We start from the raw sequence: 20,238 nt of genomic DNA, 5'->3' as shown, positions 1-20,238 counted from the left end.
TTGACTATAATGAGAGATAACGACCAGCATACGGGAGGAAAACAACATGCGATTAAGCGAATTGGCAGAACTGCTTATTACGGCGAGGCTATCAGGAGCAGGCGATACGGAAATAGCGGGGATCGAGACGGATTCCCGCAAAGTAGGGCCGGGGCAGTTATTCATCTGTCTGCCGGGTCATACGGTTGACGGTCATGCTTACGCGCCTCAAGCGGCGGCCAAAGGCGCAGTCGCATTCGTCGTCGAACGTGAGCTGGAGCTGGATGCTCCTCAGCTGATCGTGAAGGACAGCCGGCTGGCTATGGCCGTATTGGCCGATCATTTCTATGGTCACCCCAGCAAGGCTCTTCATCTGATTGGGGTAACGGGGACGAATGGCAAGACGACTACAACTTATTTGATCGAACAGATTTTAAATGATAACGACAGAAGCTCCGGCGTAATCGGCACGGTAGAGATGCGGTACGCGGGAAAATCGTTTCCGATGTCGGGCACTACGCCGGAAGCGCTTCAGCTGCAGCAATATTTATCCGACATGCGCAAGGAAGGAACGGCCTATTGCGCGATAGAAGTGTCCTCGCATGCTCTGGAGCAGGGGCGCGTGAAGGGCTGCCGGTTCCGTACGGCGGTCTTTACGAATCTGACCCAGGATCATCTGGACTATCACGGAACGATGGAAAAGTATGCGGCGGCAAAAGGTCTGTTCTTCTCGCGCCTTGGCAATGAGTACGCGGCAAACGCCGGGGATCGCGCTTATGCGGTTCTTAATGTGGATGATCCCGTATCCGAGCAGTTCGCCAAGCTGACGGCAGCCGAAGTCATCACCTACGGCATCGACAACCATGCTGATGTTCGGGCTTCGGATATCCGGATTTCCGCGCGTGGCACTACGTTTCGGGTAAGCACATTCCGCGGCGAGACGGATATCGCGCTGCAGATGGTCGGCAAGTTTAACGTCTATAATGCGCTTGCGGCTATTTCGGCCGCTCTGATTGAAGGCGTTGCGCTTGAACGGATCAAGGCTAGTCTCGAAGCGGTTCCCGGCGTGCCGGGCCGTGTAGAATCCGTGCAGGCAGGACAGGAGTTCGCCGTTGTCGTGGACTACGCGCATACCCCAGACGGACTGGAGAATGTGCTTCGCGCGGTGAAGGAGCTGGCTCCTCCGCAGATTATTTGCGTATTCGGCTGCGGCGGCGACCGCGACAAGACGAAACGCCCGATTATGGGCTCGATTGCCGCCCGCTATGCGGATTACGTGCTCGTCACCTCCGATAACCCGAGAACGGAAGATCCGGACCTTATTCTAAAGGATATTGAAGCCGGTCTCCTGAAGGACGGAGTAACCTCCGACCGTTACGAACTGGAGGTTGACCGCCGCGCCGCGATTGAAAAAGCGGTTGAAATGGCAAGCCCGGGAGATGTAGTATTGATTGCGGGGAAAGGTCATGAAACGTATCAAATTATAGGAAGCGTTACGCATCCTTTTGACGACCGTTTGGTGGCAAAAGAAGCGATAAGGGGATTATTACATTGATCAATCGTACATTGGAGCAAGTCGCCGACATGTGCGGCGCAAGAGCCTATAAAGGCGAACCCGTCCGGATTGCCGGCGTCAGCACGGACACGCGCAGCATTCAGCCGGGTCAGCTGTTCGTTCCGCTTGTCGGAGAAAATTTTGACGGTCACAACTATGTCGCTCAAGCGCTTCAGCAGGGAGCCGCGGCCGCGTTGTGGGAGACGAAGCGCGAAGTGCCGCAGGAGCTGGAAGGCGCACCTCTATTATTTGTGAGGGATACGCTGAAGGCGCTCCAGCAGCTGGCAACTTCCTATCGGGAAGAGCTGTACGTCCGCGTTATCGGCATTACGGGCAGCAACGGCAAAACAACAACCAAAGACATGGTTGCGGCCGTTCTTGGAACATCTTATAAAGTTCACAAGACGGCAGGCAATCTGAATAATCATATCGGCCTGCCATTAACCGTTCTCCAGCTTGACGAGGAAACGGATGCGGCAGTCCTTGAGATGGGCATGAGCGGCTTTGGCGAGATCGAGCTGCTTACGAATATTGCCCGTCCCGATGTAGCGGTTATTACGAATATCGGAGATGCCCATCTGCTTCAGCTTGGCTCCCGCGAAGGGATCGCGAAGGCAAAGCTGGAGATTGCGCTGGGGCTTCATTCCGGCGGCATTCTTCTTTATAACGGCGATGAGCCGCTGCTGGCGGCGGAGCTTGCGACAATGAGCCTGCCGGAAGGCACGCAGCTTCAGACCTTTGGCCTTGGAGAAGCGAACGACTGGTCGGCGGCCGATATCGGGGTTGGGGCCGTGTCCTCGACTTTTGCCGTTAAGCGCAAAGGGCAGGATACCGCATCCGCGCCGTACACCATACCGGTTCCCGGCCAGCATAACGTCAGCAACGCGCTTGCGGCCATCGCGATTGGACGCCGGTTCGGCATTTCGGAGGAAAATATCCGGGGTGGCCTGATTGGCCTTGAGCTGACGGGCATGAGAATTCAGCCTGTGAAGGCGCATAACGGCGCTATGATTCTTAATGACGCTTATAACGCCAATCCGACCGCCGTGCGCGCAGCGATTGACCTGGTCGGGCAATTGACCGGATTCCGGCGCAAATGGATCGTTCTTGGCGATATGCGGGAGCTTGGTCCGGAGGAAGAGTCTCTCCATTTCGAGACCGGAGCTTATATTACGCCGGACAAGGCAGATGCCGTCGTTACGTTCGGACCATTGTCGGAGCATACGTCGGCAGGGGCTTTGTCGCAGTTCCCGGCGGAAGCTAAAGGAACGGCGATTGTACATTTTGATGATAAAGGGAAGCTTGGAGAATGGTTGAGAGAGCAAGTACAGCCTCAGGATCTCGTCCTGGTCAAAGGCTCGCGCGGCGTGCGCATGGAACAGATTGTCCAAACTTTGGAAGCGAGGTGAGATAGATAATGGACACGATGGTCATCTTATTTTCATTAGGTGCATCATTCTTAATAGCGGTTCTGCTTGGACCATTGTTCATTCCGCTTCTCCGGCGCATGAAGTTTGGACAGCAAATCCGGACCGACGGTCCGCAAAGCCACTTGAAGAAAAGCGGCACCCCAACAATGGGCGGCATTATCATTATGCTTGCGCTGCTAATCGCCTTTTTGAAATTTTCGGATAAGACCCCTGATTTCTGGGTGCTTTTTACGGCTTCACTAGGTTTTGGACTTGTTGGATTTCTTGATGATTATATTAAAATCGTATTTAAACGCTCGCTTGGATTGACGGCGCGCCAGAAGCTGTTCGGCCAGCTGTTGTTCTCCATCATCGTATGCGCGGAGCTGTACAATATGAATCACAGCACGATGATCACGGTACCGGGTACTTCCTGGGGCTTTGACCTTGGCTGGTTCTATTATCCGTTTGTCGTGATTATCCTGTTCGGATCGAGCAACGCGGTAAACTTCACGGACGGCCTGGACGGCCTTTTGTCGGGGACGAGCGCCATTGCCTTTGGCGCCTTTACCATTCTCGCGCTTCAAGTATCCGAGCATGAATCGGCTATTTTTTCCGCGGCAATGGTTGGGGCGGTGCTTGGCTTCCTGATCTTTAACGCCCATCCGGCAAAGGTATTTATGGGAGACACGGGCTCGCTTGGTATTGGGGGCGGCATTGCGGCCGTCGCGATTCTGACCAAGATGGAGCTTATGCTCGTTATCGTAGGCGGCGTATTCGTGCTGGAAATGCTTTCGGTCATTCTGCAGGTTGGATCGTTTAAGCTCCGCGGCAAGCGGATTTTCAAGATGAGCCCGATTCACCATCACTTCGAATTAAGCGGCTGGTCCGAATGGCGAGTCGTTACGACCTTCTGGTCGGTTGGATTGCTGCTGGCGGTAATCGGACTTCTTCTTGCCCTATAAGGTATAATGATAATGGTTTGGCTGATCTCTTGCCGGCTTTCCAGGAAGCCTGGCGAGAGTGCCTGACTATACATAACGAAGACTACTAAGCGGCTAGCTCCGCTTCTTATACAAAGGAGTTGTACTTATGAACCATCCGGCGACTTATCGGGATCGCCGCGTCGTTGTACTAGGTCTTGCCAGAAGCGGCGTGAGCGTAGCAAAAGTATTCCATGCTCTTGGAGCGGAAGTGATTGTGAACGACAAAAAAGAACGCGAACTATGCCCCGAAGCGGATGAATTAACTGCTTTGGGCATTTCTGTGCTATGCGGTTATCATCCGGACGATCTTGTGACAAGCGAAACGGCGCTGCTGGTGAAAAATCCGGGAATCCCGTATACGGCAAGTCCTGTCCAACAGGCAGAAGCTCATGGCGTGGAAATTGTGACGGAGGTCGAGGTCGCTTATTGGCTGTCGGAGGCTCCGATTATCGGAATTACCGGTTCGAACGGCAAAACCACAACAACGACCTGGATCGGCGAGCTGCTTGGCGGCGCGGGCTTTAATCCCATCGTGGCGGGCAATATCGGCATACCGCTCTGCGAAGCGGCAGCCGAAGCAACGAAAGACAACTGGATCGTGGCAGAGCTCAGCAGCTTCCAGTTGAAAGGGACATCGGCATTCCGTCCGCGCATTGCTCTCTTGCTCAACATTGCCGAGACTCATCTGGATTATCATGGCGGGATGGAAGATTACGTCGCATCGAAGGCGAAGCTGTTCGATAATCAGACGGCGGACGATGTTGCCGTTCTGAACTGGGACGATGCGACCTGCAGAGCGATTGCTGACCATCTGGCCGCAAAGCTGCTGCCGTTCTCGCTGTATGTGCGGCTTGACCAAGGGATCTGCATTGAACCGCCGTTTGAACGCGGCAAAGATTCGGATAAGGAGCATATAATCGTATGGCGTAAAGAAGACGGGACGGAGCAGGCTATTCTGCCGGTATCCGCGCTTGGGCTACCGGGCCGCCATAACGCCGGAAACGCGCTTGCGGCGATTGCTGCCTGCCTTGCAGCGGGGGTCGCTCCCGAAGCAATGCTGCCGGCTCTGCAAGGCTTTAGAGGCGTTGAGCACCGGCTCGAGTACGCGGGAGAAATCAACGGCGTCCATTATTATAATGATTCCAAGGCTACAAATCCCATGGCGACCACGATGTCAGTCGGCTCTTTGAGCGCGCCTATCATTCTTATCGCAGGCGGACTTGACCGCGGCTCCGATTACATGGAGCTTCTTCCGGTATTCCGTGACCGGCTGAAGGGGCTGGTAACGTTGGGTCAAACAAGAGAGAAGCTGGCGAAGGTGGCGGAGCTTGCAGGTTTAACGAATGTGCGATTGGTCGAACCTGAGGAGGACGCCGAGTCTACTTTGCGCAGGGCCGTACGGGAGGCTGCCGGACTAGCGGAGCCTGGAGATATCGTTTTGTTGTCGCCGGCCTGCGCGAGTTGGGATATGTTTGCATCCTTTGAGGAACGAGGACGCATTTTTAAAGAATCGGCGCATACCTTGTAAGTAGGGGGCTTGTCCCTACTTACGCTAAACAAGAGGTGTGTTTGCTATGGCCAAAGCCAGGTCCGCCCCGGACGTTTGGATGATCGTATCGATTGCGCTTATCCTGACGATTGGATTAGTAATGGTATACAGCGCGAGCGCGGTGCTCGCTTTCCATGAATTCGGCGATAAATTCTATTACGTGAAGCGCCAGCTTATATTTGCCGTCCTTGGCGTTGGTGCGTTAATATTTACGATGAACGCGAATTATCTCATATGGAAAAACTGGGCGAAGGCGGCGCTGCTGATTTGCTTCGTCCTGCTGATTATCGTGCTTATTCCCGGAATCGGCGTTGTCCGCGGCGGTGCCCGAAGCTGGCTTGGCATCAGCTCTTTTGGCATACAGCCTTCGGAGTTTATGAAGCTTGCGATGATTCTGTTTCTGGCCAAATGGCTGTCGGACAAGCAGCAGACCATTACTCATTTCACGAAAGGCTTGCTGCCGCCTCTTGGCTTGGTTGGACTAGCCTTCGGCCTTATTATGCTGCAGCCGGATCTGGGGTCCGGCGCGGTTATGGTTGGTGCCGCGTTGATTCTTATTTTCGCGGCGGGCGCGAGGATCAGCCATCTGGCGTTGCTTGGTTCAAGCGGGCTGCTTGGACTTATAGCGCTGGTTATTGCCGAACCTTATAGGATGAAGCGGATTACGGGCTTCCTTGATCCTTGGGCGGACCCGCTGGGTACAGGCTATCAAATTATTCAATCCCTATACGCAATAGGACCGGGCGGCCTGGTAGGGCTTGGGCTAGGCATGAGCCGTCAGAAGTTCAGCTACTTGCCTGAGCCGCAAACGGATTTTATATTTTCCATTATTTCCGAGGAACTTGGCTTTATAGGCGGATCCGCGCTTATTCTTCTGTTTATGGTCTTAGTCTGGAGGGGAGTCCGGACTGCGATATCGGCTCCAGACACATTCGGCAGTCTGCTTGCGGTAGGGATTACCGGGATCATAGGCGTTCAGGTATTAATCAATATCGGTGTCGTTATCGGCGCAATGCCGGTAACCGGGATAACGCTGCCGCTGATCAGTTACGGCGGTTCATCACTGACACTGCTGCTTACCGCTCTTGGCATTTTGCTCAATATATCCCGGTATTCCAGATAACGAGGGAAAACATATTGGCGTAAATGGCCGGCATGGCGCCGCCTTTCGAGGCGGCCTCCTGACGTCCATTTTTGTGTTTACGGGTGAGCATGGGCGATTGTCACATTCGAGATGGAGAGGGCATAAGATACTCTATAAATCGTGACCGTCGCCCTGCTCGGGCCGTTAGTCACACGCTGCGGCGGGCAGCTCCAGCTGCCGTCAGCCGCAAGCGGAGCCCTGATTCTCTCAACTAGAAGCTATAAGGAGGTTCGACAACATGGAAACATTTATTGCGGAATTGGAACAAGCAGGTCTCGGTCAGATCCTGTACAATGAGCCGCTTGCAAAACATACCACTTGGAAAATCGGCGGACCCGCTGACGTTCTGGTTATCCCACACGGCAAAGATCAGCTCGTGTCGGCCATCCGCCTGCTTCATAAGCATGGCGTACCGTGGACGAATCTCGGCCGCGGCTCCAATATGCTGGTGAGCGATAAAGGAATTCGCGGCGTTGTGATCAAGACGCGCGACGGGCTGGATTATGTGCGCTTTGAAGGAACGCTCGTTCATGCGGGCGCATCGTTCTCGTTCGTAAAATTATCAAGAATGTCAGGCAGGGAAGGACTTACCGGGCTGGAATTCGCGGGGGGAATTCCGGGTACGGTAGGCGGAGCTGTCTATATGAACGCAGGCGCGCATGGTTCCGATGTGTCACGTATTTTTAGATCAGCTGAGATTGTACTGGAGACAGGTGAATTGGTACGATTCGACCGAGAGGCGATGCAATTCTCTTACCGCCACTCTATCCTTCATGAATTGAAGGGCGTTGTCGTAGAAGCTACGTTCGAGCTTGCAGAAGGAGACCGCAATGAAATTTCGGCAACACTCTCTGCTTATCAGGAACGGCGGTTACGCACGCAGCCGCTGCAGCTCGCATGCGCAGGCAGCGTGTTCCGCAATCCGCCGGGTGATTTTGCCGCTAGACTCATTCAGGAGGCAGGCTTAAAGGGCGTTCGATTCGGGGGAGCGGAAGTTTCGGAGCTTCACGCCAATTTCATAGTAAACAGAGGGCAAGCGACAGCTGAAGATGTTCTCACCCTCATGACTCACATTCAAGGTACGATAGCAGACCGCTACGGCGTTCAGCTGGTACCGGAAGTATTGGTGGTGGGTGAGCGGTAATTCGGAGGTGATACATTGGACAAATTGGTGATTGAAGGCGGGAAACCTCTCTCAGGATCCATTGTTATCCAAGGAGCGAAAAATGCCGCTTTGCCAATATTGGCAGCCTGTATGTTAGCGGAAGGCACATCAACCATTGAACATGTGCCTAGGCTGCTTGATATCGACGTAATGCTTAACATTTTGCGCGAACTAGGATGCCGCGCTGAGCATGTGGGGGATACAGTCGTTCTGAACACAGAAACTGCACACACCTCGCATGTGCCGGAATCGTTAATGGGACAGATGCGCTCGTCTATCTTTTTGATGGGGCCGTTATTAGCTAGATTTGGTGAAACGCAGGTGTATCAGCCTGGCGGCTGCGCAATCGGCGAGAGAAAGATCGATCTACATTTGGAAGGACTTCAAGCTCTTGGCGCAGAAATTGAGGAGATCGGCAACCGGATCATCTGCCGTGCGGATAAACTGCACGGGGCGGATATCCATCTGGCCTTCCCAAGCGTCGGGGCAACGGAGAACATTATGATGGCAGCCGTGCTTGCCGAAGGTCGGACAACGATCAGCAATGCGGCACGGGAGCCGGAGATTCAGGATTTGCAGAAGTTTCTGAACGCAATGGGCGCGAAAATCATGGGTGCCGGAACGGACACGATTACGATCGAAGGGGTACAGTCGCTAACGCCTTGCACGTATACCGTCATTCCGGACCGAATTGTTGCCGGCACCATTATGGTAGCCGCAGCCGCAACCCGTGGGCAGGTCACTTTGTTAAACACGAATCCGGCGCATTTATCCTCGCTTATTCACGTGCTTCGCCGGGCAGGTGTTCAAATCTTGGTTGACGGTGATATAATCAAGGTGGGCTGCCCAGGGCGGCCGAGAGCAGTGGAAAGAGTCGTGACGGCTCCGTATCCTGCCTTCCCGACCGATCTTCAGTCGCAGGTGATGGTGCTGCTTGCGCTTGCGGACGGAGTCAGCATTTTGAAGGAAACGATCTTCGAGGGACGTCTGAAGCATGTGGATGAATTATCCCGCATGGGCGCCGATATCCGCGTGGATCTGAACTCGGCGTTTATTCGCGGCGTACCGCGTCTGTACGGTGCAACGGTGGAAGCAACCGACCTGAGAGCGGGCGCGGCGCTTGTCATTGCCGGCTTAGCCGCGCAAGGCAAGACGATTGTCGAGCAAATCCATCATATCGACCGCGGTTATGATTGCATTGAAACGATGTTAAGCCGACTCGGCGCGCGCATTTCGCGTTACTCTCCCGTGCCGAAGAATTAACCGGGGATGACTCAAATCGCAGCTGGATAGAAACGACCGGCCCTGCCACTAAGGAGGACCGGATGTTTTTTTAGAAGGAAGGGACAAGTTATGAGCGAGCTAGTGCCTGTATTAAAAGAGCCGGAGCGAAAAAGAAAGGGCAGCCGCAAACTGCTGGCCGTTCTTTTTTTATTGTTTGTTATTCTCTTATCTGTATTATTTTTCAACTCATCAATCAGCAAGATTACGACGATAACAATAGAAGGCGCGCAATATACTTCCAAAAGCGATATTCAAGCAGCAGCAGGCATTACGGCGGGAGACGCTTATTTCGGCGTATCGGAATCCAGTTCGGAGAAGCGTATCGTCAAAGCATTAAAGCCGATAGAGGAGGCGAGCGTCTCCAAGTCCTTCCCCGGCAATGTCAAAATTACGGTGAAAGAATTTCCAGTTGTCGCGTTTGAATTGTCTGCAAGCGGCGAAATGACCGCTATTATGTCGAACGGAACCAACGTTTCGGCATTAAGCGACGAATTTCTGATGGACAAGCCCGTTCTCTCCGGTTGGAAGCCGGATGATCCGAACAGGGCGGAATTGACGAAGCAGCTGGGGAAAATCTCGGAAAAGCAGCTCTCAGACTTGTCGGAGATTATTCCCGATCCTTCTAAGGCTTATCCGGATCGGATTAAGATCTACACCAGGACCAAGTTTGAAGTCGTCACGGCGGTTTCCTTGCTGCCGGAGAAAATCGAAGCGCTAAATGCGGTTATCGAAACGCAGGAGCCGGGAAAGATTACGATGCTGCTCGCGGACACTTATGTTCCGTTTAATAGTAATGCTTCAGAAAATATGGAATCTGATCAAAAAGAGACTACTCAATAGGTAGAAAGAATGGTAGAATTTTATACACAGATTTAATGTATTTTCATAGGACTATCAAGCGTTCATAAGGATTCATAACATAAGAGCTCACAGCGTAACATTAGGGAAATGAAAATTTTGTTGAAAAAAGAGGGAATATATCAAAGGCGTTGAATATGTAGAAGGACGAATGTTTAGAACCCTATCTTGTGTGTATTTTATCAGTTAAAACGGGAGGTGCCGCGGGTTGAGCAGTAACGACATCATCGTCAGTTTGGACATCGGTACATCCAAAGTTCGTGCTATTATTGGTGAAGTGAACAACGGAGCCATTAATATTATTGGAGTTGGATCTGCCGACTCGGAGGGTATTCGCAAGGGAGCTATTGTAGATATTGACCAAACCGTGCAGTCGATTCGCAGTGCTATCGAGCATGCGGAAAGAATGGTTGGCATTCAAATATCAGACGTCTATGTTGGGATTCAAGGGAATCACATAGCACTTCAGACGAATCGTGGCGTTGTTGCAGTATCCAATGAGGACCGTGAAATAGGAGAGGAAGATATCGAACGCGTGATTCAAGCGGCCAAGGTGGTCGCGCTTCCTCCTGAAAGAGAAATTATTAATCTTGTACCGAAGCAATTTTTGGTTGACGGCTTGGAAGGAATATCCGACCCTCGTGGTATGATCGGCGTTCGGCTAGAGGTTGAAGCGACCATTGTAACAGGTGCAAAAACGGCTATACATAACTTGATGCGCTGCGTAGAAAAGGCCGGACTTCGGATTTCTGGTGTAATCCTGATGTCGCTTGCTTCTGGCGTCATGTCGCTAACAAAAGACGAGAAAACGATCGGAACCGTACTGACGGATATCGGCGCGGGTTCTACGACCATTACAATCTATGAGCAAGGCAGCCTTGCCGCCATCTCGACGCTGCCAATCGGCGGCGAATACGTCACGAACGATATCGCTTACGGACTTCGTACGCAGTCGGATCAAGCGGAGAAGATCAAGCTTAAGTACGGCTGTGCTTTTGTCAACGATGCGGCAGACGATGTAAGGTTTAAAGTGACTCGCATGGGAAGCAATATGGAAAAAGAGTTTTCCCAGGTTGATCTGGCCAGCATTATCGAGCCGCGCATGCAGGAGATTTTCCATCTTGTGCGTCAAGAAGTACGCAGGCTAGGTTACGGGGATAAAGTGAACGGATACGTACTGACTGGAGGTTCTGTTACGATGCCGGGTACACTGGCACTTGCGCAAGCGGAGCTGGAGTCATCTGTTCGTATCGCATCGCCGGATTATATCGGTGTGCGCGACCCTGCATACAGCAGCGGGGTAGGAATGATCCAATACGTGTCGAAATATATGGGAGTACGAGGAGCAGCAGCAAGTACAGGGAAGAAAACGGCAAGCCGCAAGTCGGGTACCACCGCTTCATCCAAACCCGGTATGTTCGAACGGTTGAAAAATATGTTTAGCGAATTTATTTGATCGGGGGAAAATGAAAGATGTTGGAATTCGATTTGGATCTGGAGCAACTCGCTCAAATAAAAGTTATTGGTGTTGGCGGCGGCGGCAGCAACGCGGTTAACCGAATGATCGAAAACGGCGTTAAAGGCGTCGATTTCATAACCGTTAATACGGATGCGCAAGCTTTGCATCTGGCAAAGTCCGAGCATAAGCTGCAAATCGGCGATAAGCTGACTCGCGGTCTTGGCGCCGGCGCAAATCCGGAAGTGGGCAAGAAAGCGGCTGAAGAGTCGAGAGAGCTTGTAATGCAGCAATTGAAAGGCTCGGACATGGTATTCGTTACTGCCGGCATGGGCGGCGGTACGGGTACCGGCGCAGCTCCTGTTATCGCCGAGATTGCCCGCGAATGCGGCGCGCTGACAGTCGGCGTAGTAACGCGTCCGTTTACCTTCGAAGGCCGTAAACGTGCCGCGCAAGCGGAGCTTGGCATCGAAGCGTTGAAGGAAAAAGTAGATACGCTGATCGTTATCCCGAATGACCGTTTGCTTGAGATTGTGGACAAGAAGACCCCAATGCTGGAAGCGTTCCGCGAAGCGGACAACGTGCTTCGCCAAGCGGTGCAAGGTATCTCGGACTTGATCCAGGTGCCTGGTCTGATCAACCTTGACTTTGCGGACGTGAAGACGATTATGACGGAGCGCGGCTCGGCGCTGATGGGTATCGGTATCGCGACAGGCGAGAACCGTGCTGCGGAAGCGGCGAAAAAAGCGATCATGAGCCCGCTGCTCGAGACGTCCATCGATGGCGCTCGCGGCGTTATCATGAACATCACAGGCGGCAGCAACCTGTCCCTGTATGAAGTCAACGAAGCAGCGGAGATCGTTATCTCGGCTTCCGATCCGGAAGTTAATATGATCTTTGGTGCGATTATCGACGAAGACCTGAAAGACGAAATCAAGGTTACGGTTATTGCAACCGGCTTCGAAACCAGGCCTTCAACGGCATCCCGCCGAGTAGCGCAGCCGCAAGCCGAGCCGGAAGCGCGCCAGGCGACGCAATCCGCGTCGTCTCCGCAGCAGCAGCAAGCTGCCCCGGTGAAGCCGTTTGGCGCATCGACCTCGAGCGACCAGCTCGAAATCCCTGCGTTCCTGCGCAACCGTCGCAACGACCGCTAGTTCTTTAACGCCTGACCGGCCTGCCGGTCAGGCGTTTTTGTTTTTTTTGGTGGTTTCGTTACCACGCCAAGAGCTCATTTTTGTTAGGAACGTATCAACGAATTCGCCGTTTACCTCTAACGTGCTTCGATAGTTTTTGATTTGCTAGCATACATAGCAAAATGGCCTCATGCATTTTTCCTCATCCGCCTTAACATGTCCATGCGCCTCTTACGCAGCTTGTCTTTCACGTCGTCGTAAGAGAAACGCGAGGACATGCCATCCGTCTCTTCTTTTATTTTCGCCGCCGCGTCTCTTAAGATAATCGTCATATCAACTATTAAAAACCTCCTCATACGACAAATCCGGTCACGCTCCCCGTCAAATGGAAATAAAAAAAGCTACGTCCCGGGAGAGAAATCGATCCTGAAGACGCGGCGTGTGCTTAACAGCCATAGGAATTATATGGATATAAATTATCATATTCCCGATACTGCACAATTCATTAGCCCTATAAACTCGCAATGGTGCCTCGACAAAAAAAGCTATGTCATGCCGTCATGTTTAGACAGACTTTGAAATAGGATTTTTATATACTAGGTTCAATCGTTCTCTCCAGAGGGGAGGGCAAACGTTCTGTCGTTCGAACCCGCTGGAAGGTGAAGCTGTGACTGTTTATGTCGATGTCATGTTTGTGCGGGAGCTGCTTGTTGACGGCAGCATTCTGCTGACGACCGCTTGGGTGCGTCATATCCGGGCACGTCCTTGGCGGGTGCTGACGGCAGCCAGCATTGGTGCTTGCTACGTTGTTCTTATGTTGTTTCCGCCCTTATCGATTCTTTTTACGTTAGCGGTAAAAATACTGATTTCTCTCCTCATGCTATGGGTTGCGTTCGGCTTCTTTTCCATCCAGAACTTCTTCCGGAACATCGCAGCTTTCTACACCGTGAATTTTGTTGCGGCCGGGGCGATAATCGGTATTCATTACTTGCTGATGCAGGGTTCAGGCGAAGTATGGCGTACGATCACCTTTATAAATGGCGGTATGCAGGTCGAGCTGAAGATGGGATTTATTTATGTGCTCGCTGCGTTTAGTATCGGCATTTACATATACCGCTCGGTTTATGTTCAGCGGCGCGAGAGGGAGCTGGTGAGGACCCATTTGGCCGAAGTGAAGATTCAAATCGGCGACCGGGAGCATACGTGCACCGGATTGATCGACACGGGCAACCAGCTGTACGATCCGCTGACACGGACGCCCGTTATGGTTGTTGAAGCAAACGTATGGCAAGATGACCTGCCGGAAGCATGGCTGAAAAGCATTCGTGAATCGCAGGTGGATCGGCTTGTTGCCGGCCTTGGAGAGGAATCTTTTGCCTGGCAGGATCGGCTGCGACTTGTACCCTACAGAGGAATCAATCGCGGATCGCAATTTATGCTGGCGCTAAAGCCGGATTTTGTTCAGATTGAGCGGGAAGGGCAAGTGTTCGTCTCTCGGAAGGTACTTGTCGGCATTGACGGCGGCAAGCTTTCGGCGGACAGCACTTACCAAGCGATTATCCATCCGTCACTCGTTCAGAGCAACCAATGATTGGATTAAGAAGACGAACGTTTACATCATTTTGGGGAGGGATGGGCCGGATGCTCGTCAAATGGAAATTAGTCCTGCAGTTATATTATTATCGTGTTTTGTTTTTATTCGGATTAAAAAGCGAAGAAATCTATTATATCGGCGGCAGCGAGGCGCTACCTCCGCCCCTTACCCGCGAAGAAGAAGAATACTTGCTCGATAAGCTTCCATCCGGCGATACGGCGATCCGCGCGATGCTGATTGAGCGCAACCTGCGTCTTGTTGTTTACATTGCGCGCAAGTTCGAAAACACCGGCATTCATATCGAAGACCTGGTGTCCATAGGGGCGATTGGTCTCATCAAAGCCGTAAATACGTTTGATCCGGAGAAAAAAATCAAGCTCGCCACCTACGCATCCCGTTGTATCGAGAATGAAATTCTGATGTATTTGCGCCGCAACAGCAAGACGCGGACAGAAGTGTCTTTTGACGAGCCTCTTAATATCGACTGGGATGGCAACGAGCTGCTGCTGTCCGACGTCCTTGGCACGGAGAACGATACGATTTACCGGAATATCGAGGAGCAGGTTGACCGCAAATTGCTTCATAAAGCGCTTGATAAGCTCTCAGAGCGGGAGCGGATTATTATGGAGCTGCGCTTCGGGCTTGCCGACGGCGAGGAAAAAACCCAGAAGGACGTAGCCGACCTTCTCGGGATTTCACAGTCCTATATTTCGCGCCTGGAAAAGCGGATTATTAAACGGCTTCGCAAGGAATTTAACAAAATGGTGTAATGGTATACCCATTTTCGCGGCAACAGATACCCCTTTTTCGGAAGAATAAAATAGGGGTCCAGGGAGATAATGTACATTAATGTTTCTCCTTGGGAGGTAATCACGTTGACCCGAAATAAAGTCGAGATCTGTGGAGTGGATACCGCGAAACTGCCTGTCCTGACCAATGCCGAAATGCGGGAGTTGTTTACCGCACTACAAACCCAGAACGAATGGGCAGCCAGAGAGAAATTAGTTAACGGCAATTTAAGGCTGGTTCTAAGTGTGATTCAACGGTTTAATAACAGGGGAGAATTTGTGGACGACTTATTCCAGGTCGGCTGCATTGGACTTATGAAGGCGATCGATAATTTCGACCTTAGCCAAAACGTCAAGTTTTCCACCTATGCCGTGCCGATGATTATCGGTGAAATTCGCCGTTACTTGCGTGACAATAATCCGATCCGCGTATCGCGGAGCCTAAGGGATATTGCCTATAAAGCGCTGCAGGTTCGAGACAGCCTGACGAATCAAAATTCGCGTGAACCAACGATTTTTGAAATTTCCGAAGCGCTGAACGTTCCGAAAGAAGATGTCGTATTCGCTCTTGACGCGATCCAGGATCCCGTCTCCTTGTTTGAGCCGATCTATCACGATGGCGGAGACCCGATCTATGTGATGGACCAGATCAGCGACGACAAGAACAAGGATGTATCGTGGATCGAGGAAATTGCGCTTCGCGAAGCGATGCATAAGCTGAATGACCGCGAAAAAATGATTTTATCCATGCGTTTCTTTGAAGGAAAGACGCAAATGGAAGTTGCCGACGAAATCGGCATTTCACAGGCACAGGTATCCAGGCTCGAGAAATCGGCCATCCAACAAATGCAAAAGCATGTAAAAACTTGAGCGGCGCCGCAAGGCGCCGTTTTTTATGTGCGCAAAAAAGACAAGCCTAACTTGTTTTTTTGCGGGAATAGGACATTTTGGGCGTTTTGCACATATAGATAAGTGAGGATGTTTATCCCTATGAATGACAAGCGTAAACGACTGCACCGACGTTCTTATATTTAAGAAAAGTGGTGATAAGCATATGAAGATATCCGATTTCCAGACCAAGGATGTCATTAATATCGTGGACGGCAAGAAGCTTGGACAGATCAGCGATCTGGAGCTGGATCTCCGACAAGGGCGCATCGATGCGATTGTTATTCCCCAATTCACAAGATTCCTGGGCGTATTCGGCAACGGAGGGACGGAGGTTGTTATCCCTTGGCGCAATATCGTGAAGATTGGGGCGGACGTTGTGCTCGTCCGGCTGGACGATTCCAGCAAGAAGCTGGAGGACGAGGATTTGCACGCGCGCACATAACAGGTTAAACTGCTTACAGAGGTGAGTGCCCGTATGGAATCGTTTAAATCTGTACTTACGGCGAAGGGACCTTCGCTTTTTTTATTGTCAACATGGCTGGAGCAAAATGAACGGTTGACCGCCGGATTTACCGGCAGGAACGGCGGCGTAAGCGAGCAGCCGTGGTCGTCGCTGAACGTTGGCCTCCACGTGGGAGACTCGGATAATGACGTTGTGCGCAACCGTCAGCTTATCGCGGAAGCGGTCGGTTGGCCTTTTGAAGCGTGGACTTGCGGGGAGCAGGTGCATGGCAGCGACGTTTTCCAGGTGACCGCAGCCGAGCGGGGGAAAGGCAGATTATCGCGCGATTCGGCAATAGCCGATACGGACGGACTGATGACGGATGTCCCGGGCGTGCTGCTGGCGTCCTTTTACGCCGATTGCGTACCGCTTTATTTCTACGATCCGAAGCATCAAGCAGTAGCCTTAGCTCATGCAGGCTGGAAAGGGACGGTTCAGCAAATCGCGGCCAAGACGATCGAAGCAATGGGACGGCAGTACGGAACGAAGCCCGAAGAACTGCTGTGCGCCATCGGTCCGTCGATCAACGACTGCTGCTACGAGGTGGACGGTTTTGTCATTGATAAGCTTCAGCCGCTAGTAGATAGCCTTGCGAAGAAGCTGAATTCGAGCCCGGATCTGATGATGACATTGGTGGAAAACGGTAAAGCTATGGTAAACTTAAAACAAATTAACCGACATATTATGCTTGAAGCAGGAATTTTGCCGATTCATATCGAATTAACCGAGTGGTGCACGGGATGCAGCACGGATCAATTTTTCTCCCACCGGAAGGAAGGCGGCAAAACAGGCCGTATGGCCAGCTGGATCGGTATCCGGGAAAGGTGAACGAATGACGACTACAATCAAAGAAGCATTGCAGGAAAGACTCGAAGAAGTGGAACGCCGGGTTGTTGCAGCCTGCGAGCTAAGCGGCCGCAGCCGCGAAGAAGTTAATATTATTGCGGTAACGAAATACGTATCGCTTGAAACGGCGCAGGCTGCTCATCAACTAGGTCTCCGGCATCTTGGCGAGAACCGCTGGCAGGATGCCAAAGAAAAATGGGAAGCCATAAGCGGCAGCGCAATGGATGAAGACGGCGGACAAGCTGTCTGGCATTTCATCGGTTCGCTGCAGACGAACAAAGTGAAAGACGTCATAGGCAAATTTACATACATTCATTCGCTGGATCGTCTGTCCTTGGCGCAGGCGATCGACAAACGGGCTTCCCAGCTTGGCATTACCGTTCCTTGTTTTGTTCAGGTTAACGTATCGGGCGAACAATCCAAGCATGGTCTTGACCCGGAACAGCTGCCGGCATTTCTAACAGAGCTCAAGGAATTATCATCGCTGCGCATTATCGGCCTTATGACAATGGCACCTTATGAGACGGAAGCAGAAGAGACAAGGCCCATATTTCGCTCTTTGCGCAAGCTGAGAGATGAGATGAACGAGCGTGCAATCCTCCCGGAATCGATGACGGAATTGTCCATGGGCATGTCAGGAGATTTCGAAGTAGCGATAGAGGAAGGCGCAACCTGGATCCGCTTAGGAACGATACTAGTAGGAAAAGAGGGGTAACGATGAGTGTCATGAACCGATTTATGAACTTTCTTGGTCTTCAGGAAGAAGAGGAAGTAGTCGAGCGCGAAAGAGTAACGCAGCAGCAACCGGATGAACCGGAAGTTGAAACTTCTCCGTTCGAAGCACGTAGAAACTCCAAAGGCGGCAATAACAATAATATCGTGAGCATTCATACGCAAAAGAGCGTACGCGTCGTCTTAAGCGAACCGCGTTCTTACGATGAAGCGCAGGATATTGCCGACCATCTGCGTTCGCGCCGGGCGGTTATCGTGAATCTGCAGCGTGTGCGTACGGATTTGGCTGTGCGGATTGTTGATTTTTTAAGCGGCACAGTCTATGCGCTTAACGGCCACATTTCGAAGCTTGGGCCAAACATCTTCCTGTGCACACCGGATTCTGTAGAAATTCAAGGCGCCATTACCGAAATGCTGGCAGAGGATATTGATTACAATAAGATGAGGTGACCTTGAGTTGAGTGTTTATTCTTTGATTATGAACATCCAGAACATTTACAGCTTTATGATTATCGGCTACGTATTGCTGTCCTGGCTGCCAAATGCGCGTGAAAGCTTTATCGGTGTATTTCTGGGCCGGCTGGTAGAACCGTATCTCGGAATTTTCCGCAGATTCATTCCACCGATCGGCGGTATGCTTGATATTTCCCCGATTATTGCCATTTTTGCATTGCGCTTTATCGCATACGGCCTCTACGCGGTTGTCGATTTCATTGTGAACATGTTCTAGAGGAAGGACAGCTTATGAAGCCAACAGTATACGAACATTTCCATCCGGATGAGAAACCATTTGTCGACCGGGCGTTGGAGTGGGTTGAACGGTCCGCGCAGCTGCATGAGCTGAAGCGGACCGATTTTTTAGATCCGAGGCAGGCTCAGATCTTGCAAATGCTGGCGAACAGGAATCCGGATGTCCAGCTTAGACTTGCCGGAGGGTATCCCGAGGCTGAACGCTGCAGAGCGATTATCGGCCCGGAATACCGCTACTTGGACGATGAACCCATTGGCTTGTCCGTTCTCGCCGTAACCGGCGGAGGAAGCGAGCTTGATCACGGCGATTACCTGGGCGCTTTGCTCGGGCTCGGCGTCAAACGCGATCGAATTGGAGATATTCATGTTCATGAGGACTATTCGCATATAATTGTTTTGGACGAAATTGCCGATTACTTAAATGTACACTTAAGACAAGTGCATCGTGCGAGCGTACTTACGGAAATAATTCCCATCTCTGAGCTTAAGCCCGTTGTACCTGCCCTTCAAGAAATGTCCTTCACGGTCGCGTCGATGCGGCTGGATGGAATCGCTAGCGACGTCTACCGGATCAGCCGGACGAAGATCGTAGATCCGATCCGCGCAGGCAGATGCAGAGTGAACTGGAAGACAGCCGAGAATCCGTCCGAACAGCTGAAAATGGGGGATGTCGTCTCCTTTAAAGGCCTAGGCAGATTTAAGGTTATGGAAATTGATGGCATGACAAAAAAGGGAAGAATTCGCGTCAAGGTTGGTAAATTTATTTAATCCGTTGCAGGATTTTGGAAACAACTGTCGAATCCAAAGTCACAACGATTTTTCCGAGTACATCCGCGATTGCGGCAAATACGTTGAGGAGGTGCGCCAATGCCGTTGACGCCATTGGACATACATAACAAGGAATTTGGACGAAGATTACGCGGGTATGACGAGGATGAGGTCAACGAATTCCTTGACCAGGTTATCAAAGATTATGAATCCATTATTCGTGAGAACAAAGAGCTGCAGAATCAGATTCTTGGTCTTCAAGAAAGACTGAATCATTTCTCGAATATCGAAGAGACGCTCAGCAAGACGATTATCGTTGCGCAAGAAGCGGCTGATGAAGTAAGAAACAACGCGAAGAAGGAAGCCCAGCTCATTATCAAGGAGTCGGAAAAGAACGCCGACCGCATTATTAACGAGTCGCTGGCCAAATCCCGCAAAGTATCGCTTGAAGTGGAAGAGCTTAAGAAGCAGGCATCGATCTACCGTGCACGCTTCCGTACTTTGGTTGAAGCACAGCTTGAGCTGCTTAGCCAAGACGGCTGGGATTCGCTGGATTCGTCAGCTCCGCAACTTTCCAATTCCTCTCAATCTTCGCATGCTTCGTCTTCCGTAACTCATTTATCGGCGGAGCAATTTCAGCGCGGATAGGCATTTGTCATTTGACAACCGCTTTGCGATAAGCTATAAATAAATTAATTGCATGATAGTTGATTGGAACTTCATTGACGAGAACGAGTACGATTCCAAGTTCGTTCACCAGAGAGCCGTCGATTGCTGAGAGGCGGCGTTCGAACCGATTCGGAAAATCATCTCCGAGAAGCAGTGCTGAACATGAGATCCTGCCGGATC

At 51.6% G+C, this 20,238-nt stretch carries 20 protein-coding genes and 1 other annotated feature (1 of these 21 only partly in view); all 20 genes read left to right on the top strand.

Going from position 1 to position 20,238, the window contains the following annotated elements; genetic code table 11:
• The first annotated feature begins 46 nt into the window (after positions 1–46).
• Positions 47–1,534 carry a UDP-N-acetylmuramoyl-L-alanyl-D-glutamate--2,6-diaminopimelate ligase gene (locus PGL01S_RS25770; protein WP_127497757.1) on the top strand — a complete coding sequence of 496 codons (1,488 nt, stop codon included), beginning with the start codon at positions 47–49 and terminating at the stop codon, positions 1,532–1,534.
• A complete protein-coding gene (locus PGL01S_RS25765) occupies positions 1,531–2,943 on the top strand; it encodes a UDP-N-acetylmuramoyl-tripeptide--D-alanyl-D-alanine ligase (protein ID WP_127497755.1) in 1,413 nt (470 codons plus the stop codon). The genes PGL01S_RS25770 and PGL01S_RS25765 overlap by 4 nt, the downstream gene beginning before the upstream one ends.
• An 8-nt stretch (positions 2,944–2,951) precedes the next feature.
• Positions 2,952–3,908, top strand: a complete 957-nt coding sequence (gene mraY / locus PGL01S_RS25760; protein ID WP_015845462.1) for a phospho-N-acetylmuramoyl-pentapeptide-transferase — start codon at positions 2,952–2,954, stop codon at positions 3,906–3,908.
• A 127-nt stretch (positions 3,909–4,035) separates the two neighbouring features.
• Positions 4,036–5,457, top strand: coding sequence for a UDP-N-acetylmuramoyl-L-alanine--D-glutamate ligase (murD, locus tag PGL01S_RS25755; RefSeq protein ID WP_127497753.1), 1,422 nt, complete (start codon positions 4,036–4,038; stop codon positions 5,455–5,457).
• A gap of 46 nt (positions 5,458–5,503) precedes the next feature.
• On the top strand, positions 5,504–6,601 hold the full coding sequence (spoVE, locus tag PGL01S_RS25750) for a stage V sporulation protein E (protein WP_127497751.1): 1,098 nt from the start codon (positions 5,504–5,506) through the stop codon (positions 6,599–6,601).
• Between the two features lie 259 nt (positions 6,602–6,860).
• Positions 6,861–7,766 carry a UDP-N-acetylmuramate dehydrogenase gene (murB, locus tag PGL01S_RS25745; RefSeq protein WP_127497749.1) on the top strand — a complete coding sequence of 302 codons (906 nt, stop codon included), beginning with the start codon at positions 6,861–6,863 and terminating at the stop codon, positions 7,764–7,766.
• A gap of 15 nt (positions 7,767–7,781) precedes the next feature.
• Positions 7,782–9,050, top strand: a complete 1,269-nt coding sequence (murA, locus tag PGL01S_RS25740; protein ID WP_127497747.1) for a UDP-N-acetylglucosamine 1-carboxyvinyltransferase — start codon at positions 7,782–7,784, stop codon at positions 9,048–9,050.
• Positions 9,051–9,140: 90 nt separating this feature from the next.
• Positions 9,141–9,911 (top strand): cell division protein FtsQ/DivIB, encoded by a 771-nt coding sequence (locus PGL01S_RS25735; protein WP_127497745.1) that lies wholly within the window; start codon positions 9,141–9,143, stop codon positions 9,909–9,911.
• Positions 9,912–10,137: 226 nt separating this feature from the next.
• A complete protein-coding gene (ftsA, locus tag PGL01S_RS25730) occupies positions 10,138–11,385 on the top strand; it encodes a cell division protein FtsA (RefSeq protein ID WP_127497743.1) in 1,248 nt (415 codons plus the stop codon).
• A gap of 17 nt (positions 11,386–11,402) precedes the next feature.
• Positions 11,403–12,539, top strand: coding sequence for a cell division protein FtsZ (gene ftsZ, locus PGL01S_RS25725; RefSeq protein ID WP_127497741.1), 1,137 nt, complete (start codon positions 11,403–11,405; stop codon positions 12,537–12,539).
• A gap of 646 nt (positions 12,540–13,185) precedes the next feature.
• Entirely contained in the window at positions 13,186–14,109 is a 924-nt protein-coding gene (spoIIGA, locus tag PGL01S_RS25720; protein ID WP_127497739.1) for a sigma-E processing peptidase SpoIIGA, read from the top strand.
• A 50-nt stretch (positions 14,110–14,159) separates the two neighbouring features.
• A complete protein-coding gene (gene sigE / locus PGL01S_RS25715) occupies positions 14,160–14,882 on the top strand; it encodes an RNA polymerase sporulation sigma factor SigE (protein ID WP_015845452.1) in 723 nt (240 codons plus the stop codon).
• A gap of 105 nt (positions 14,883–14,987) precedes the next feature.
• Positions 14,988–15,770: an RNA polymerase sporulation sigma factor SigG gene (gene sigG, locus PGL01S_RS25710; protein ID WP_015845451.1), complete on the top strand. Its 783-nt coding sequence runs from the start codon at positions 14,988–14,990 to the stop codon at positions 15,768–15,770.
• A gap of 184 nt (positions 15,771–15,954) precedes the next feature.
• Positions 15,955–16,233, top strand: a complete 279-nt coding sequence (locus PGL01S_RS25705; RefSeq protein ID WP_127497737.1) for a PRC-barrel domain-containing protein — start codon at positions 15,955–15,957, stop codon at positions 16,231–16,233.
• Between the two features lie 33 nt (positions 16,234–16,266).
• A complete protein-coding gene (pgeF, locus tag PGL01S_RS25700) occupies positions 16,267–17,121 on the top strand; it encodes a peptidoglycan editing factor PgeF (protein ID WP_127497735.1) in 855 nt (284 codons plus the stop codon).
• 4 nt (positions 17,122–17,125) lie between these two features.
• Positions 17,126–17,854 (top strand): YggS family pyridoxal phosphate-dependent enzyme, encoded by a 729-nt coding sequence (locus tag PGL01S_RS25695; protein ID WP_127497733.1) that lies wholly within the window; start codon positions 17,126–17,128, stop codon positions 17,852–17,854.
• A 2-nt stretch (positions 17,855–17,856) separates the two neighbouring features.
• Positions 17,857–18,321 (top strand): cell division protein SepF, encoded by a 465-nt coding sequence (locus PGL01S_RS25690; RefSeq protein WP_127497731.1) that lies wholly within the window; start codon positions 17,857–17,859, stop codon positions 18,319–18,321.
• 7 nt (positions 18,322–18,328) lie between these two features.
• Entirely contained in the window at positions 18,329–18,601 is a 273-nt protein-coding gene (locus PGL01S_RS25685) for a YggT family protein (protein WP_015845446.1), read from the top strand.
• Positions 18,602–18,615: 14 nt separating this feature from the next.
• Positions 18,616–19,389: a YlmH family RNA-binding protein gene (locus tag PGL01S_RS25680; protein WP_127497729.1), complete on the top strand. Its 774-nt coding sequence runs from the start codon at positions 18,616–18,618 to the stop codon at positions 19,387–19,389.
• Positions 19,390–19,488: 99 nt separating this feature from the next.
• Complete coding sequence (locus PGL01S_RS25675) at positions 19,489–20,037, top strand: DivIVA domain-containing protein (protein ID WP_127497727.1); 549 nt, start codon at positions 19,489–19,491, stop codon at positions 20,035–20,037.
• 65 nt (positions 20,038–20,102) lie between these two features.
• Positions 20,103–20,238: a binding site (T-box leader), on the top strand (it continues 138 nt past the right edge of the window).

The organism is Paenibacillus glycanilyticus NBRC 16618 (assembly GCF_004000805.1).
Taxonomy (GTDB): Bacteria; Bacillota; Bacilli; order Paenibacillales; family Paenibacillaceae; genus Pristimantibacillus; species Pristimantibacillus glycanilyticus.
Note: the sequence above shows the minus strand (reverse complement) of the source record. Positions and strands in the feature narration are given on the sequence as shown.

Bases quoted from the DNA above. Each gene is read 5' to 3' on its own strand.
- PGL01S_RS25735 (WP_127497745.1), top strand. From the start codon at position 9,141: ATGAGCGAGCTAGTGCCTGTATTAAAAGAGCCGGAGCGAAAAAGAAAG.
- ftsZ (WP_127497741.1), top strand. From the start codon at position 11,403: ATGTTGGAATTCGATTTGGATCTGGAGCAACTCGCTCAAATAAAAGTT.
- PGL01S_RS25695 (WP_127497733.1), top strand. From the start codon at position 17,126: ATGACGACTACAATCAAAGAAGCATTGCAGGAAAGACTCGAAGAAGTG.
- murB (WP_127497749.1), top strand. From the start codon at position 6,861: ATGGAAACATTTATTGCGGAATTGGAACAAGCAGGTCTCGGTCAGATC.
- spoVE (WP_127497751.1), top strand. From the start codon at position 5,504: ATGGCCAAAGCCAGGTCCGCCCCGGACGTTTGGATGATCGTATCGATT.
- PGL01S_RS25690 (WP_127497731.1), top strand. From the start codon at position 17,857: ATGAGTGTCATGAACCGATTTATGAACTTTCTTGGTCTTCAGGAAGAA.
- PGL01S_RS25680 (WP_127497729.1), top strand. From the start codon at position 18,616: ATGAAGCCAACAGTATACGAACATTTCCATCCGGATGAGAAACCATTT.
- pgeF (WP_127497735.1), top strand. From the start codon at position 16,267: ATGGAATCGTTTAAATCTGTACTTACGGCGAAGGGACCTTCGCTTTTT.
- PGL01S_RS25675 (WP_127497727.1), top strand. From the start codon at position 19,489: ATGCCGTTGACGCCATTGGACATACATAACAAGGAATTTGGACGAAGA.
- murD (WP_127497753.1), top strand. From the start codon at position 4,036: ATGAACCATCCGGCGACTTATCGGGATCGCCGCGTCGTTGTACTAGGT.
- PGL01S_RS25770 (WP_127497757.1), top strand. From the start codon at position 47: ATGCGATTAAGCGAATTGGCAGAACTGCTTATTACGGCGAGGCTATCA.
- mraY (WP_015845462.1), top strand. From the start codon at position 2,952: ATGGACACGATGGTCATCTTATTTTCATTAGGTGCATCATTCTTAATA.
- PGL01S_RS25705 (WP_127497737.1), top strand. From the start codon at position 15,955: ATGAAGATATCCGATTTCCAGACCAAGGATGTCATTAATATCGTGGAC.
- sigE (WP_015845452.1), top strand. From the start codon at position 14,160: ATGCTCGTCAAATGGAAATTAGTCCTGCAGTTATATTATTATCGTGTT.